Source organism: Streptomyces thermocarboxydus, assembly GCF_024760485.1.
GTDB lineage: Bacteria > Actinomycetota > Actinomycetes > Streptomycetales > Streptomycetaceae > Streptomyces > Streptomyces cellulosae.
In genome coordinates, this window is the sequence record NZ_CP058273.1 from 203,285 (window position 1) to 215,912 (window position 12,628).

A 12,628-nucleotide genomic window follows, 5' to 3' on the forward strand; every position below is an offset into this window, starting at 1 on the left:
GGAGCGGGGGTCGGGTCTGGGGCGGGGGTCGGTGCTGGGTCCGGGTACGGGGCCGGGACCGCGGCCGGGTCCGGGTCCGGGTCGTAATTGGGGTCCGGAGTCCGGTCCGGATCGGAGTCAGGATTTGAGACCGCGTCCGGGTCGGAGTCGGGATTCGGGTCCGGGTCCGGCCCAAGAGCCGTATCCGCGTCGTGAGCGGGGTCCCCGTCCGGGGCGGGAGCTTGCGGCAGGCGCAGCTCGAAGCAGGCGCCGCCGTCGCCGTCGCCTGCGACGAAAGTGAGAGTGCCGCCGTGGCGGTGGGCGAGGTCCCGGGCGATGGCCAGACCGAGGCCGGTGCCCCCCTGGTCGCGGGAGCGGGCGTCGTCGAGCCGGACGAAGCGCTCGAAGATCCGCTCGGCGTCCTCGGCGGGCACACCCGGCCCGTCGTCGTGCACGGTGACGACGACCTGCTCGTCCTCACCCCGGACGGTCACCTGGACGCGGTGCGCGGCGTGGCGGGCGGCGTTGTCGAGGAGGTTGCGCAGCAGGCGTTCCAGTTGGTCGCGGTCGCCGCGGACGTAAGCGGGGCCGGTGCCGACGCAGGTGAGGTCCAGTTTGCGGGCGGAGAGCAGGTGTTGGCCGGACAGCTGGGACGCGAGGGCGCTCAGGTCGACGGTCTCCGGGTCGGTCGTGGGAGCCCCGGTGTCGAGGCGGGCGAGGAGGAGCAGGTCCTCGGCGAGCGCCTGGAGGCGGCGGGTCTGCCGCGCGGCTGTGGTGGCCGTGGCGGGCCAGTCGGTGCGCTCCGGGTAGGCGAGGGCCACCTCCAGGCTGGTCAGCAGGGTGGTGAGCGGACTGCGCAGCTCGTGGGCCGCGTCCGCGACGAACCGGCGCTGCTGGGCGGCGGCGTGGTCGAGGCGTTGGAGGGTGGCGTTGATGGTGTCGGCGAGCGCGGTGATCTCGTGGGCGGTCGCGGGGACGGTGACGCGTTCGCGTGGATCGGTGACGGAAGCGGTGAGGCGGCGGACGGCTTCGACGGGGCGCAGTGCGATGCGGACGGTGAAGTAGGCCACGGCGCCGATGAGCAGGAGGCCGGCCAGACCGGCGCGGAGCAGCATGTCGTCGATGGCGGCGGCGATCTCTCCCGCGGTGTCCGGGACCAGCACCACGTAGGCACGGAGGGTGGCGTCGGGGCGGACGCCGAGCGCGGCGGCCTGCTCGGGGGTCAGCTGTCCGGCCCAGATGTCGTTGTACAGGACTCTGTACGTCCGGCCGGCCAGGTCCTGCCCGCTGCCGGAGTCGTAGTCGGGGCGGTCCGGTATACGCAGGGGACGGTAGGCGTAGTCCCATCCGTCGGTCATCTCGGGGACCGGGGCGGAAAGCGCCGGCGGGGAGGGCAGCACATGGCCGGCGCTCCGGTCGAAGGCCTCCATGCCTCCCCCGGAGGCCACCGCGGTCGCACGACCCGTCGCGACGACCTCGTACGGCGCGGAACGCCGAGGACCGGGCACGTCCCCCTGCTTCAGTTGGTCGACGAGGGCGAAGAGGTCGTTGCGGGCCTTCTCCTCGGCGACCGACAAGCTCTGCCGGTACACCTCCTGATGCACCCACCACCCCATCCCGGTCAGCACGATCGCCGCGGTCAGCGCGGCGGCAAGTGCCGCGCGGGCCCGTACCGACCGGGGCCACCAACGGCGTCGTCTCTTATTCGCGTTCACGGTCGTCCACCAATCGATAGCCGGTGCCTCGTACGGTCTGCAGGGACTGCCGCCGGAACGCGGTGTCCACCTTTCTGCGGAGTGAACTGACGCGCGCCTCGACCAAGTTGGGGTCGTAGGCCTCGTCGGGCCACGCGTGGTAGAGCAGGTCGCCCTTGGAAACGGCCTGGCCCGCGCGGCGGGCGAGCAGCTCCAGTACGGCGAACTCCCTCGGGGTGAGGTCCACCCGCACCCCGCCCCGCCGGCACACCCGGCCGGCGACGTCCAACGACAAGTCGCCCACGGCGAGGACGGGCGGCGCGGTGGCCGGGGACCGCCGGGCCAGGGCCCGCAACCGGGCGACGAGCACCATGTAGGAGAACGGCTTGGCCAGGTAGTCGTCGGCCCCCGTGTCCAGGGCCTCCGCCTGGTCCCAGTCCCCGTCCTTGGCGGTGAGAACCAGGATGGGCGTCGCGTTGCCCTCCCGGCGCAACTGGGCGCACACCTTGTAGCCGTTGAGACCGGGCAGCATCAAGTCCAGCACGACCAGCGCGTATTCGCCGGTCCGGGCCATCCACAGTCCCTGCCGGCCGTCGTGCGCGAGGTCGACGCTGTACCCCTCGGCGGTCAGACCGGTGCGCAGGGTGTGGGCGAGGTCGACCTCGTCTTCGACCACGAGTATCCGCATGCGCTGCAGCCTCGCACAGCAGCGCAGCCACTTCCTGACCGTGCGATCAGGTTGGATCGGCGCTGCTCGCCGGGCTGGTGTTCCCGCTGCCCCTGTGCAGAAATGCGCGCAGGAGGGCCGCTCGTACGCCCTGGTCTGCGCGCTCGTCGCCTGGGCGACGTACGTGCTGGTGGGCGTCGCCGCACGTCCCACCCGAGGGCGCTGGGCCCTCTACGGCGGCACGATGCCGCTGGCGAGCCTGCTGCACGAGTTCGCGGTGCTCGCCCTGGTCGCGCACGGTGTCACCCTGTTCGCGTCGCGTGTGCCGCGTCCGCTGCTGCGGGCGTGGGCGGTGACGGCGGACACGCATCGTCCTCTCCATGCGTGAACGCTGACCTCGGTTGCCGGGGGGACGGCTCGTCGGCGGCGAGGGGTGCTTGACTGACACTCATGTCATCGACTCTTGGTGTGTCCCGACCCGATCAGGCCGACTACATGCTGCGGGCCGCCGCCACCGACGTGGGCCGCCTGTACAAGCGGCAGTTGGTGGACCTGCTGGATGTCCGGGAGGGGCACACCGTCCTGGATGCGGGGTGCGGCCCTGGCACCGATCTGCCCACGCTGGCCGAGCGCGTCGGGGCCACCGGCACGGTGGTCGGTGTCGACCGTGACCCGGCCATGCTGGCGCAGGCGCGTGAGCGGACGCGGGAGTTGCCCCGGGTGGAGATCCGCGAGGGGGACGTGCTCGATCTGCCCGTCGATCGCGGCACGGTGGATCGCGCCAAGATCGACCGGGTGCTCATGCACGTCGACGATCCCGCGGCTGCTCTGGCTCAGCTGCACCGGGTGACACGGCCGGGCGCGCGCGTGGGTCTGGCCGAGCCCGACTGGGACACGCTGGTCGTCGACGCGGAGGACCTGGAGACGAGCCGGGTCTTCACCCGCTACACCACGGCGCACGTGGTCCGTCACGCGACCGTCGGGCGCAGTCTGGCGCGTCTCGCCGAGCGGGCGGGCTTCGGCGTGGAGGCCGTCCTCGCTCATACGCCGGTGTTCCGTGATGTCGAGGAGGCCGACCACACGCTGGGGCTCGGACGCAACATGGAGGCTGCCATCGCCGCCGGGCACGTCGGCCCGGAGCGTGGGCGTCGGTGGTTCGCGAGCCTGTCGCAGGGGGCGTTCTTCGCGTCCTTCACGCTGGTCACGGTGGTCTGCTCGCGCTGAGGCGCACGGCGCGGACCGTCACGCCCGTTGGCCGGGCGTGACGGGCGGAGGCATTCAGGGCCGGTAGACCTCCCCCGGCTGCGGCTTCGCCGGGGCCATGAGCTGGGGGACCGTGACGAGGATGCACTCCTGGTCGCGGAGTCGCCTGATGATGTCCGGCACGGCGGGGATGGTGCCCGCGTAGCGCTCGTGCAGCAGGATGATTCCGTCGCGCCTCACCCCGTCGAGGACACGCTTCTCGATGAACGCGGTGTCGGTGGTCGCGTAGTCCTTCGCGTGACGCTCCACAGGATTCGCCTCTGATGAGCGACGGCGTCGGCGCCGGGGTCTCGTCCCGGATGCTGCTGAGGCAGGGGAAGGTCCGCGAGGTGGCCCACGCCGCCGACCGGACCGACGCCGACGCCGTGGTCTTCACCAACTCCCTGACGGAGCATCAGCGGCTCTCGCTGACCGCCCTGCTCGGCCGCCCCGCCGTCGGTCTCGCCGACCTCCTCGGGTCCGGCTGACGCACCGGCCGGCCCACTCAGCCGAGCCCTCGGTGGGCGGCCCACAGCGTGCCGGCGCGAGTGGCCGCTTCCGCGACCAGCGACGCCAGTGCCGGGTCGTCCGGCACCGGGAACGAGACGTACGCGCCCCGGCCGCCGGCGACCGGGCGGCCGTACGCCTTCACGGCGAGGTGACCGTCCCGGAGGAGGCGGACGTTGAGGGTGGTCAGGTGGAACTCCTGGCCGCGCCGCATGTCCGTCCAGCGGAGCGCCTCCGGGATCGTGGCGTTGACGGCCAGGGCACTCACGTCGAGATCGCCGCTCATACGACGGATGCTCTCACGCGCGCGGTGCGGGCCTCCCCCGCGGCCGCAGCGGCACGTTGGGCAGCTCGGGTGCCGGCAGCGGGTCCCCGTCGTAGCCCCTCACCTCGCCGAAACGGTCCCCCGTCCCCGACTCCGTCTCCGCCGTCCAGTCGCCTCGCGCGCGGACGATCTCCTCGTGCGTGCGGCCGATGAAGTTCCACCACATGATGATCTCCTCGCCGAAGGGCGGGCCGCCGAGGAGGATCAGGCGGGCCGGGGTCGTGCCCCGGTTGGTGAGGGTGAGGCGGGTGCGGCCCGGGGCCGTGCAGGCGAGGGCGGCCCGTTCCACCGGGGTGTCCTCGACGAGGACGTCCCCCGTGTCGACGAGCACTCCGTGTTCGAAGGCGGGGTCGACGTCCAGCACCAGCCGTGCACCCGGGGACACGGTGAGTTCCGCGCCCAGCAGCGGGGTGAAGGTGCGGACCGGTGACGACGCGCCCGCGAGCGTGCCGAGGAAGACGCGCGCCTCACCGCCGTTCAGGGCGACCGGGTGCGGGACGTAGTGCTGGAAGTCCCGTTCCGTGCCGCGGTGTTCGTCCGGCAGCGCCACCCACAGCTGCACGCCGTGCAGGATCGTCGTGTCCGGGGTCGAGAACTCCGAGTGGGCGATGCCGTGACCGCCGGTCATCAGGTTCAGCTCGCCGGGGCGGACGTAGGCGTGGCTGCCGAGGCTGTCGCGGTGCTCGATCTCCCCGCTGAACAGCCAGCTCACCGTCTGCAGACCCGTGTGCGGATGCGGGGGGACGTGCATGCCGCCGGTGCCTGCGACGTCGTCGGGGCCGTAGTGGTCGGCGAAGCACCAGGCGCCGATGAGCGACCGGGCGCGCTGCGGCAGGGTGCGCCGTACCCGCATCGCGCGCGGGCCGCCGAGCGGCACGTCACGGGCGGTGAGGATCTCGACCTCGGCCGGACGGTCCGCCTCGGTCTCGCCGCCGCACCTCATCTCCGCCGGTCGTGTCTCCGTGTTGCTCATGCCGGGTGCCTCCCACCGAGGACGTTCGACCTTCAAGGAAGTTCGATATTCAACATTCTCTGCAGGGACGACTATAGGACGCCGTTCGCCGCCCTGCGCGCCGAAGGGCTTCCCGGGCCGGAAAAGCCCCGCCGATCATGCCTCGGCCGGGACCGGCCTGCGCAGCAAATAGCCCGCCGCCGTCACCACCAGCGCCGCCATGCACGCGATGAAGACCAGCCCCGCATTTTCCAGGCCCAGCGGTTCGGTCAGCAGACCCACCCCGATGACCGGCACCGAGATGCCCGCGTACGCCACGACGAACAGCGACGAGTTCACCGCCGCCCTCCTGTCCGGCGGGGACGCCCTGCTCACCGCGGTCAGCGCCCCGCGGAACGCCAGCCCCTGTCCCACACCGCCGACGAGCGCGCTCGGCACCACCAGCGCCAGCGTGTCCCAGTGCAGGGCGCCCGCCAGCAGGGCGAGTCCCGCGAGCAGCCCGGCGCAGCCCAGCGGGAGGGACCGGCCCACCCCCACACGGCCGACCGCCGTCTGTCCGGCGATCGACGCGAAGAACGCTGTCGCGACGACCGCGCCGCTCACCGCGTGGTCGGTCACGTCGAGGTACTGCGCGAGGAACGCGGGGCTGACGGAGGTGAACACGCCGAACAGGGCGAAGCCGACGAACGCGGCCGTCGCCGCCGGTCCGAACACCGCCCGGACGTGCGAGGGCACGCCGGGGCGCTGCGGCCGTACGGTACGCAGCGGGCGCAGGTCCCCTACGGTCTCCGGCAGCCGCAGCAGCACCGCCACCGAGCAGGCGACCAGGGTCAGATGGACGGCGTAGGGCAAGTAGAGGGGCCAGGGGGCGTACTCCGCGAGGATGCCGGCGAGCAGGGGGCCGCAGCCGAGGCCGCCCATGTTGACCGCCGTGGCGACGAAGGTGGCGCGGGAGGCCCGGCCCGGCGGGGCCGACTCCATCACGTAGGCTGTCGCGGCTCCGGTGAACAGGCCCGCCGACAGGCCCGACAGGAGCCGTCCGGCGTACAGCCAGGCGATCTCGGTGGCCAGCAGGAAGCAGACCGCGCTCCCGGCCGCGCAGACCAGGCCCCACAGCAGGACGGGGCGTCTGCCGACGGCGTCGGAGGCGTTGCCCGCGAGCAGCAGGGCGCCGATGACCGCGAAGGCGTACACCGCGTACACGACGGTGACCGTCAGCTCGGAGAAGCCGAACTTCTGCTGGTAGAGCGGGTACAGCGGGGTCGGCAGCGTGGTGCCGGTCATGCACACCGCGAACACGGCACCGCCGAGCAGGCACACGCGCCATCCGAGCCGGTCTCCGGTCATGCCCCGACGCTAGCCGTGGAGCGGCCGGGCGCGCGCCTCAGTACGCCAACGGCGTGAGCGCCCGGAAGCATCCCGTCGAGTGATCACTCGAACGCAATTTTGCATGCCATGCATTTTTGCATAGCATGCACATCATGACGGGGAAGGACGCCGTGGGCGGCGGGCTGCGTGAGCGCAAGAAGCGCGCCACCCGAGCCGCGCTCGCGGAGGCGGCGGTGCGGCTGGCCGCCGAGCACGGGGCGGACCAGGTGACGGTCGAGGCGATCAGCGCCGCGGCCGGTGTGTCCGTGCGGACCTTCTTCAACTACTTCGACTCGCGCGACGACGCCTTCGTCGTCGTGGACGCCGACGCCAGCGAGCGCGTACGGCAGGCGTTCCTCGCCGCACCGCCCGGGCTTCCGCCGCTGGAAGCCCTGCGCGAGGCGCTCGCCGCCGAGCTGCGGGAGGCCGAGCGGCAGCACGAGCTGTGGAGTCTGCACGCCCGTGTGCTGCGGTCCGCCCCGCATCTGCTGGTGCGGAACCTCGGCGCGCAGATGGCCGACGAGTCGGGGCTCGCCGAGGCGATCGCCCGGCGGATCCGCGCCGAGGACAGCTCCGTGCCGTCCGAAGGCGACTCCGGCCGGGCCGCTCCCGGCCTGTACCCGCGGCTGCTCGCCGCGGTCGCCGGCACAGCGGTGCGGGTGAGCGTGCAGCACTGGTGCGAACGGGCCGACGAGGTGTCGTACGCCGAGGTGTTCCGCGAGGTGTTCGACCTGCTCGCCGCCGGACTGCCCGCCCCGGCCCGGTAGCCGCCGGGGACCGCTCGGCGCGCCGGGCCCCCACAGCACACCGGTCTCCCCCCCCCACCGCTTCCGCCCCTTCCGGGGCGTGACCCGCCTTTCCCAACGATCCCTGAGAGAGACGACCGTGACCGCAACACAGGCGCCCGACGCGGCGCCGCCCACCGCCATGACCAACCGGCAGATACTCCAGGCCATGTCCGGGCTGATGGCCGGCATGTTCGTGGCGATCCTGGCGGGCACCGTCGTGGCCAACGCGCTGCCGACGATCATCGCCGACCTGGGGGCGAGCCAGTCCTCCTACACCTGGGTCGTCACCGCGGAACTGCTGGCCATGACGGCGACCGTGCCGCTCTGGGGCAAGCTGTCCGACCTGTTCGACAAGAAGCTGCTGCTCCAGCTGTCGCTGGGCATGTTCGTCGTGGGCTCGCTCCTGGCGGGCTTCTCCCACGGCGTCGATCTGCTCATCTTCAGCCGTGTCGTGCAGGGCATCGGCGCGGGCGGTCTGACCGCGCTCGCGCAGGTCGTCATGGCGGCGATCATCCCGCCCCGCCGGCTCGGCAAGTACGCCGGCATCTTCGGCGCCGTGTTCGCCATCGGCACCGTCGCCGGACCGCTGGTCGGCGGCGTGCTGGTGGACACCTCGTGGCTGGGCTGGCGCTGGTGCTTCTTCATCGGCGTGCCGTTCGCGCTGCTCGCCATCGCGCTGCTCCAGCGCACCTTGCGTCTGCCGGCGGTGGCCCGCCGCGAGGTGAAGATCGACTTCCTGGGCGCCTTCCTGATCGTGGCGGGCGTCTGCGCCCTGCTGATCTGGGTGACCCTGGCGGGCAACGAGTTCGACTGGGCCTCCTGGCAGACCGCCGCGCTCACCGGCGCCGGTGTGCTGCTGCTGGTCGCCGCGGTGTTCGTCGAGGCGCGGACCGCCGAGCCGGTCATCCCGCTGGACATCTTCCGCAACCGCACCGTCACCCTCACCACCGTCGCGAGCCTGCTGGTCGGTGTCGCCATGTTCGGCGGCACGGTGTTCCTCTCGCAGTACTTCCAGGTGTCCCTCGGCAAGTCGCCCACCGTGGCGGGTCTGATGAGCCTGCCGATGATCCTCGGTCTGCTGGTCTCGTCGACCGTCGCCGGCCAGGTCATCTCCAAGACCGGTGTGTGGAAGCGCTACCTGGTGGCGGGCGCGGTGATCATGACCGTCGGCCTCGGCCTGCTGTCCACGATCGACGCGGACACCTCCTTCACCCTGCTCAGCGTCTACATGGCGGTGCTCGGCATCGGCGTCGGCATGCTGATGCAGAACCTGGTGCTGGCCGCGCAGAACGACGTCCCGGCGAGCGAACTGGGCGCCGCGACCTCCGTGCTGTCCTTCTTCCGCAGCATGGGCGGCACCATCGGCACCAGCGTTCTGGGCGCCATCCTCGCCAACCGGGTCGCGTCCGAGATGACCAAGGGCCTGGACGCCGCGGGCATCCCCTCGGGCGGCGACGGCGGCGGTGAGAGCAGCGTGCCGGACATGAGCACGCTGCCCGGGCCGGTGCGGCAGATCGTCGAGCACGCCTACGGCGTCGCCACCGCCGACCTGTTCCTCGTCGCCACGCCGTGCGCGCTGCTGGCGCTGCTCACCGTGGTGTTCATCAAGGAGAAGCCGCTGAAGACGACCAGCGGCATGGAGCGCCTCGCGGCGGAGGCGGGCGCCGCGACGGAGACGGACAAGACCGTCGTCGGGAGCTGATTCCCTCAGCACGAACGTCGGGCGCCCCCCGGCCTGCACGGCCGCGGGGCGCTCGTCTCATCGGCCGCAGGCGCCTCACTGACCGCCCAGGCCCGTCGTCGCCACCGACTTCACGATGTGCCGCTGGAAGAAGACGAACACCAGCACCAGCGGCAGCGCGGCCAGCACCGAGGACGCCATCGTCTGGGCGTAGTTGACGCCGTAGGCGTCCTTCACGGCGGTGATGCCGACCGGCAGGGTCATCAGGGCCGGGTCGGAGGTGGACACGAACGGCCACAGGAAGTTGTTCCACGCCCCGATGAACACGAAGATCGACACCGCGGCGAGCATGGGCCGGGACAGCGGCAGCATCACCGACCAGAAGATCCGCGCGTGGCCGGCGCCGTCGAGGCGGGCGGCCTCCTCCAGTTCGCGCGGGATGGTGTCGAAGTGCTTCTTCAGGATGAACACCATCACCGGGGCGACCGTCTGCGGCAGGATCACCGCCGCGTAGGTGTCGACCAGGTTCAGCGTCAGCATCTGCTGGAACCACGGCACGATCAGCATCTGCGGCGGCACCAGCACCGACGCGATCGTGAGCGCGAACAGGACACGGCGCCCGCGGAACACCGTGCGGGAGAAGGCGTAGCCCGCCGCCGCCGACACGGCGACCGTGACGAGGGTGACGGCCGCGGAGACGAAGAAGCTGTTCCACATCCACAGCGGCAGGTCGCCGCGTTCGATCACCGTGCGGAAGCCGTCGAGGGTGAAGCCGGCCTGCGGCCAGACCCAGTGCACCGGGTCGCTGGCGTCCTGTTCCGACTTGAACGCCGTGAGCACCGCCCACGCCATCGGCAGCAGCCAGAGCACGGCCGGCGCGGCGAGGGCGGCCAGGGCCAGCGTGCGGGCCGTGCGGGTCGGGCCGAGGGTGAGGTTGGGGCCCCGCTGGACGTCCCGTCGGGCGCGGCGGGCGGCCGGGAGCGGGGAGACCGTGGGGCGTGCGGGCCGTGTCCGGAGGTCTGCGGAGGTCATGTCACTTCTCCCTGCGGCGGAAGGCGGCGAACTGCGCGGCGGAGACGAGGACGACGAGGGCGAAGAAGACGTAGCTGATGGCGGAGGCGTAGCCGAGCCGGTAGCCGGTGAAGCCGACGTCGTAGAGGTACTCGACGACGGGGCGGGTGGCGCCGTCGGGGCCGCCCTTGGTCAGCAGGTACACCTGGTCGAACACCTTCAGCGAGGCGAGGATCTGGAGCACCGTGACCACGCCGGTGATACGGCGCAGCTGGGGCAGGGTGACGTGCCACAGCCGCCGCCAGGCGCCCGCCCCGTCGAGCGCCGCCGCCTCGTAGAGGTGGTCGGGGACGGCCTGGAGCGCGGCCAGGAACAGCAGGAAGTTGAAGCCGACGGTCCACCACAGAGTGGCGACGACGATGGCATAGAGGGCGACGTCCTTGTCGCTCAGCCAGGCGAACCCGTCGAGGCCGGCGGCCTGGAGCAGATGGTTGTAGAGGCCGAGGTCCGGCTGGTAGAGCCAGCCCCACAGCAGTCCGATGACACCGACGGGCAGCAGGTAGGGGGCGAAGAACGCGAGCCGCCACACCCACTGTCCGGGCAGCCCGGTGTGCACGAGCAGCGCCATCGCGAGGGCGACGGCGACCAGGGGCACGGTGGAGACGGCGGTGAACCAGACGGTGTTGCCGACCGCCTGCCACATGTCGGCGTCGCCGAGGGCCTCCGCGTAGTTGTCGAGTCCGACGAACGACGGGTCGTGCGCGGAGAGCGAGGTGTCGGTGAGGCTCATCCACGCGCCGTGGACCAGCGGCCACACCATGAAGAGGGCGAACAGGACGAGGAACGGCAGGGCGAAGAGCAGGCCCGGCGGGACGAGCCGGCGCGCGGTCGCGACGGGGCGGGTGACCCTGTCGCCGGCGGGCGCCCGGTCCGGCGCCGCGAGTGGGGTGGACATCTGCTGCCTCCTTCGAGGCGGTCAGGCCGGACTGGGCTGGGACAGGGCGGTGTTGATGCGGTCGACCATGGCGCGGGCCGCGCGGTCGGGCGCCAGGCCGTCCAGCAACGCCTGCTGGAGCACCTGCGACATGGCGTTCTGGAAGTCGGAGCCGGCCCCCGCGAACCACACGGGCGGGTCGAGGACGACGTGGTCGGCGGCCGTGACGTAGCGGGCCTGGGGTTCCAGGCGGGCGTACTCACGGGTGCGGGTCACCGGCTGATACGCCGGGATGTGACCGGCCTTCGCCCAGGTCTGGCCGGCCTTGAGGATGGCGGCGACCGCCTGGTGGGTACGCCTGCGGTGCGCCTCGTCGGGGTCGGGGCGGCGGGGCAGGACGAAGGAGTGCGCGTCGGCGTAGACGGCGGGGGTGCCGAACACCGTGGGGAAGGAGGCGGCGCCGAGGTCCGGGTCGGCGGCGCGGAAGGTGCCGAGCTCCCACTCGCCGGAGAGGATCATGCCGGTCTGCCCGTTGGTGAAGCCGGCGAGCGCGGCAGGGTAGTCGAGGCGGTGCGGGTTCGCGCGGTCGCCGACGAGCTTGGTCATGAAGGAGATGACCTCGGCCATGGCGTCGGTGTCGGCGGTGACGGTGCCGCCGACCGGCAGGTCGAAGTCGTTGCCGGTCTGCCGGTAGAGGCCGTAGAACAGCCGCCAGCACTGGGCGGTGTCGTTGACGTAGCCGAAGGCGATGCCCTGTTTCCCGGTGGCGCGGGCCAGTTCACGGCCGGCCTCGAGGAAGCGGGCGGGGCTGGAGAAGGCGTCCAGGTCGAGGTCGCCGTCGCGGGTCAGGAGACCGGCCTTGCGCGCGGGTTCGGGGTGGAAGAAGACGATGAACGGGTGGGTGTCCAGGGGCACGGCGTACGCCTGGTCGCGGTACCGGGTGCGCTGCCACACCGCGTCGGCGAAGTCGGCCTCGCGGACGCCGAATTCGGCCAGCAGGCTCGTGTCCCAGGGGTCGAGCAGGCCGAGCGGGGCGTAGCCGGCCAGGCGTGACATGTGGCAGACGGCGACGTCCGGGCCGCGCCCGCCGGCCGAGGCCATGGCGAGCTTGGTGTAGTACGGGGTGCCCCATTCGAGGACGGTGCGGTCGACGTCGGTGCCGGGCATGTCCGGGGCCGCGATGCCGATCAGCTCGTCGAGCAGGGCGCCGTCGGCGCCGCTGAACAGGTCCCACATGCGCACGGTGTCCGGGTCCGCGGCCGCGGCGGCGCCGCAGCCGGCCAGGGCGCCGCCGCCCAGGAGGGCGGCGGCGGAGGCCAGGGAGGCGCGGAGCACGCCGCGCCTCGACGGAGCGGCGCGGTGGTCCCCCGGCCGGGCGGAGGCGGCCCGTGGGCCTGGCAGGTCGGCCATGACACTACCTTTCTTTTTCCATCGATGTACATCACCGGCGGACGCCGCGGCCGGCGGGCGGTGCGGTGCG

General features: G+C 72.3%; 12 protein-coding genes and 2 pseudogenes. 5 read left to right on the plus strand and 9 right to left on the minus strand.

The window, feature by feature from the left end; translation table 11 throughout:
- Positions 1 to 209: 209 nt before the first annotated feature.
- A pseudogene (locus AY578_RS00970) lies at positions 210 to 1,694 on the minus strand (sensor histidine kinase); the annotation flags it as partial.
- Positions 1,681 to 2,361, minus strand: coding sequence for a response regulator transcription factor (locus AY578_RS00975; protein WP_019525753.1), 681 nt, complete (start codon positions 2,359 to 2,361; stop codon positions 1,681 to 1,683). The pseudogene AY578_RS00970 and the gene AY578_RS00975, both read right to left, overlap by 14 nt.
- Before the next feature lie 94 nt (positions 2,362 to 2,455).
- Here AY578_RS00975 and AY578_RS00980 point away from each other — a divergent pair, with 94 nt between their 5' ends.
- Together AY578_RS00980 and AY578_RS00985 are read left to right on the plus strand one after the other, a co-directional pair.
- Complete coding sequence (locus AY578_RS00980; RefSeq protein WP_019525752.1) at positions 2,456 to 2,728, plus strand: hypothetical protein; 273 nt, start codon at positions 2,456 to 2,458, stop codon at positions 2,726 to 2,728.
- A gap of 80 nt (positions 2,729 to 2,808) precedes the next feature.
- Complete coding sequence (locus AY578_RS00985) at positions 2,809 to 3,564, plus strand: methyltransferase domain-containing protein (RefSeq protein ID WP_019525751.1); 756 nt, start codon at positions 2,809 to 2,811, stop codon at positions 3,562 to 3,564.
- A gap of 54 nt (positions 3,565 to 3,618) precedes the next feature.
- Here AY578_RS00985 and AY578_RS00990 read toward each other — a convergent pair.
- Positions 3,619 to 3,860, minus strand: a pseudogene (locus AY578_RS00990) (polysaccharide deacetylase family protein); the annotation flags it as partial.
- 6 nt (positions 3,861 to 3,866) lie between these two features.
- Between AY578_RS00990 and AY578_RS00995 the strand changes: the two are divergent.
- Complete coding sequence (locus AY578_RS00995; RefSeq protein ID WP_019525749.1) at positions 3,867 to 4,070, plus strand: HflX-like GTP-binding protein; 204 nt, start codon at positions 3,867 to 3,869, stop codon at positions 4,068 to 4,070.
- A 17-nt stretch (positions 4,071 to 4,087) separates the two neighbouring features.
- On the opposite strand, the gene AY578_RS01000 is transcribed toward AY578_RS00995, so the two are convergent.
- The 3 genes from AY578_RS01000 to AY578_RS01010 all read right to left on the minus strand — a co-directional run bounded on the left by AY578_RS01000 (position 4,088) and on the right by AY578_RS01010 (position 6,713).
- Positions 4,088 to 4,375, minus strand: coding sequence for a hypothetical protein (locus AY578_RS01000; RefSeq protein ID WP_019525748.1), 288 nt, complete (start codon positions 4,373 to 4,375; stop codon positions 4,088 to 4,090).
- Positions 4,376 to 4,388: 13 nt separating this feature from the next.
- Positions 4,389 to 5,387, minus strand: coding sequence for a pirin family protein (locus AY578_RS01005; protein ID WP_258901663.1), 999 nt, complete (start codon positions 5,385 to 5,387; stop codon positions 4,389 to 4,391).
- 135 nt (positions 5,388 to 5,522) lie between these two features.
- Complete coding sequence (locus AY578_RS01010; RefSeq protein WP_136237896.1) at positions 5,523 to 6,713, minus strand: MFS transporter; 1,191 nt, start codon at positions 6,711 to 6,713, stop codon at positions 5,523 to 5,525.
- A 125-nt stretch (positions 6,714 to 6,838) separates the two neighbouring features.
- Here AY578_RS01010 and AY578_RS01015 point away from each other — a divergent pair, with 125 nt between their 5' ends.
- A complete protein-coding gene (locus AY578_RS01015; protein WP_019525745.1) occupies positions 6,839 to 7,501 on the plus strand; it encodes a TetR/AcrR family transcriptional regulator in 663 nt (220 codons plus the stop codon).
- A gap of 160 nt (positions 7,502 to 7,661) precedes the next feature.
- Complete coding sequence (locus tag AY578_RS01020; RefSeq protein WP_199781909.1) at positions 7,662 to 9,224, plus strand: MDR family MFS transporter; 1,563 nt, start codon at positions 7,662 to 7,664, stop codon at positions 9,222 to 9,224.
- 75 nt (positions 9,225 to 9,299) lie between these two features.
- Here the strand turns inward: AY578_RS01020 and AY578_RS01025 are convergent, their stop codons facing one another.
- From AY578_RS01025 to AY578_RS01035, 3 genes are read right to left on the minus strand one after another with little or no spacing between them, the layout of a single operon-like run.
- The gene (locus AY578_RS01025; RefSeq protein ID WP_215049245.1) at positions 9,300 to 10,235 is read right to left on the minus strand and encodes a carbohydrate ABC transporter permease; all 936 of its coding nucleotides are present in this window, start codon (positions 10,233 to 10,235) and stop codon (positions 9,300 to 9,302) included.
- Position 10,236: 1 nt separating this feature from the next.
- Positions 10,237 to 11,169, minus strand: a complete 933-nt coding sequence (locus tag AY578_RS01030) for a carbohydrate ABC transporter permease (protein ID WP_019525742.1) — start codon at positions 11,167 to 11,169, stop codon at positions 10,237 to 10,239.
- Between the two features lie 21 nt (positions 11,170 to 11,190).
- Positions 11,191 to 12,558, minus strand: coding sequence for an extracellular solute-binding protein (locus AY578_RS01035; protein WP_028958857.1), 1,368 nt, complete (start codon positions 12,556 to 12,558; stop codon positions 11,191 to 11,193).
- Positions 12,559 to 12,628 lie beyond the last annotated feature (70 nt).

Coding starts and splice junctions, on each gene's coding strand:
- AY578_RS01010 (WP_136237896.1), bottom strand. CDS start 6,713: ATGACCGGAGACCGGCTCGGATGGCGCGTGTGCCTGCTCGGCGGTGCC.
- AY578_RS00975 (WP_019525753.1), bottom strand. CDS start 2,361: ATGCGGATACTCGTGGTCGAAGACGAGGTCGACCTCGCCCACACCCTG.
- AY578_RS00995 (WP_019525749.1), top strand. CDS start 3,867: ATGAGCGACGGCGTCGGCGCCGGGGTCTCGTCCCGGATGCTGCTGAGG.
- AY578_RS01015 (WP_019525745.1), top strand. CDS start 6,839: ATGCACATCATGACGGGGAAGGACGCCGTGGGCGGCGGGCTGCGTGAG.
- AY578_RS01030 (WP_019525742.1), bottom strand. CDS start 11,169: ATGTCCACCCCACTCGCGGCGCCGGACCGGGCGCCCGCCGGCGACAGG.
- AY578_RS01020 (WP_199781909.1), top strand. CDS start 7,662: ATGACCAACCGGCAGATACTCCAGGCCATGTCCGGGCTGATGGCCGGC.
- AY578_RS01000 (WP_019525748.1), bottom strand. CDS start 4,375: ATGAGCGGCGATCTCGACGTGAGTGCCCTGGCCGTCAACGCCACGATC.
- AY578_RS01035 (WP_028958857.1), bottom strand. CDS start 12,558: ATGGCCGACCTGCCAGGCCCACGGGCCGCCTCCGCCCGGCCGGGGGAC.
- AY578_RS01005 (WP_258901663.1), bottom strand. CDS start 5,387: ATGAGCAACACGGAGACACGACCGGCGGAGATGAGGTGCGGCGGCGAG.
- AY578_RS01025 (WP_215049245.1), bottom strand. CDS start 10,235: ATGACCTCCGCAGACCTCCGGACACGGCCCGCACGCCCCACGGTCTCC.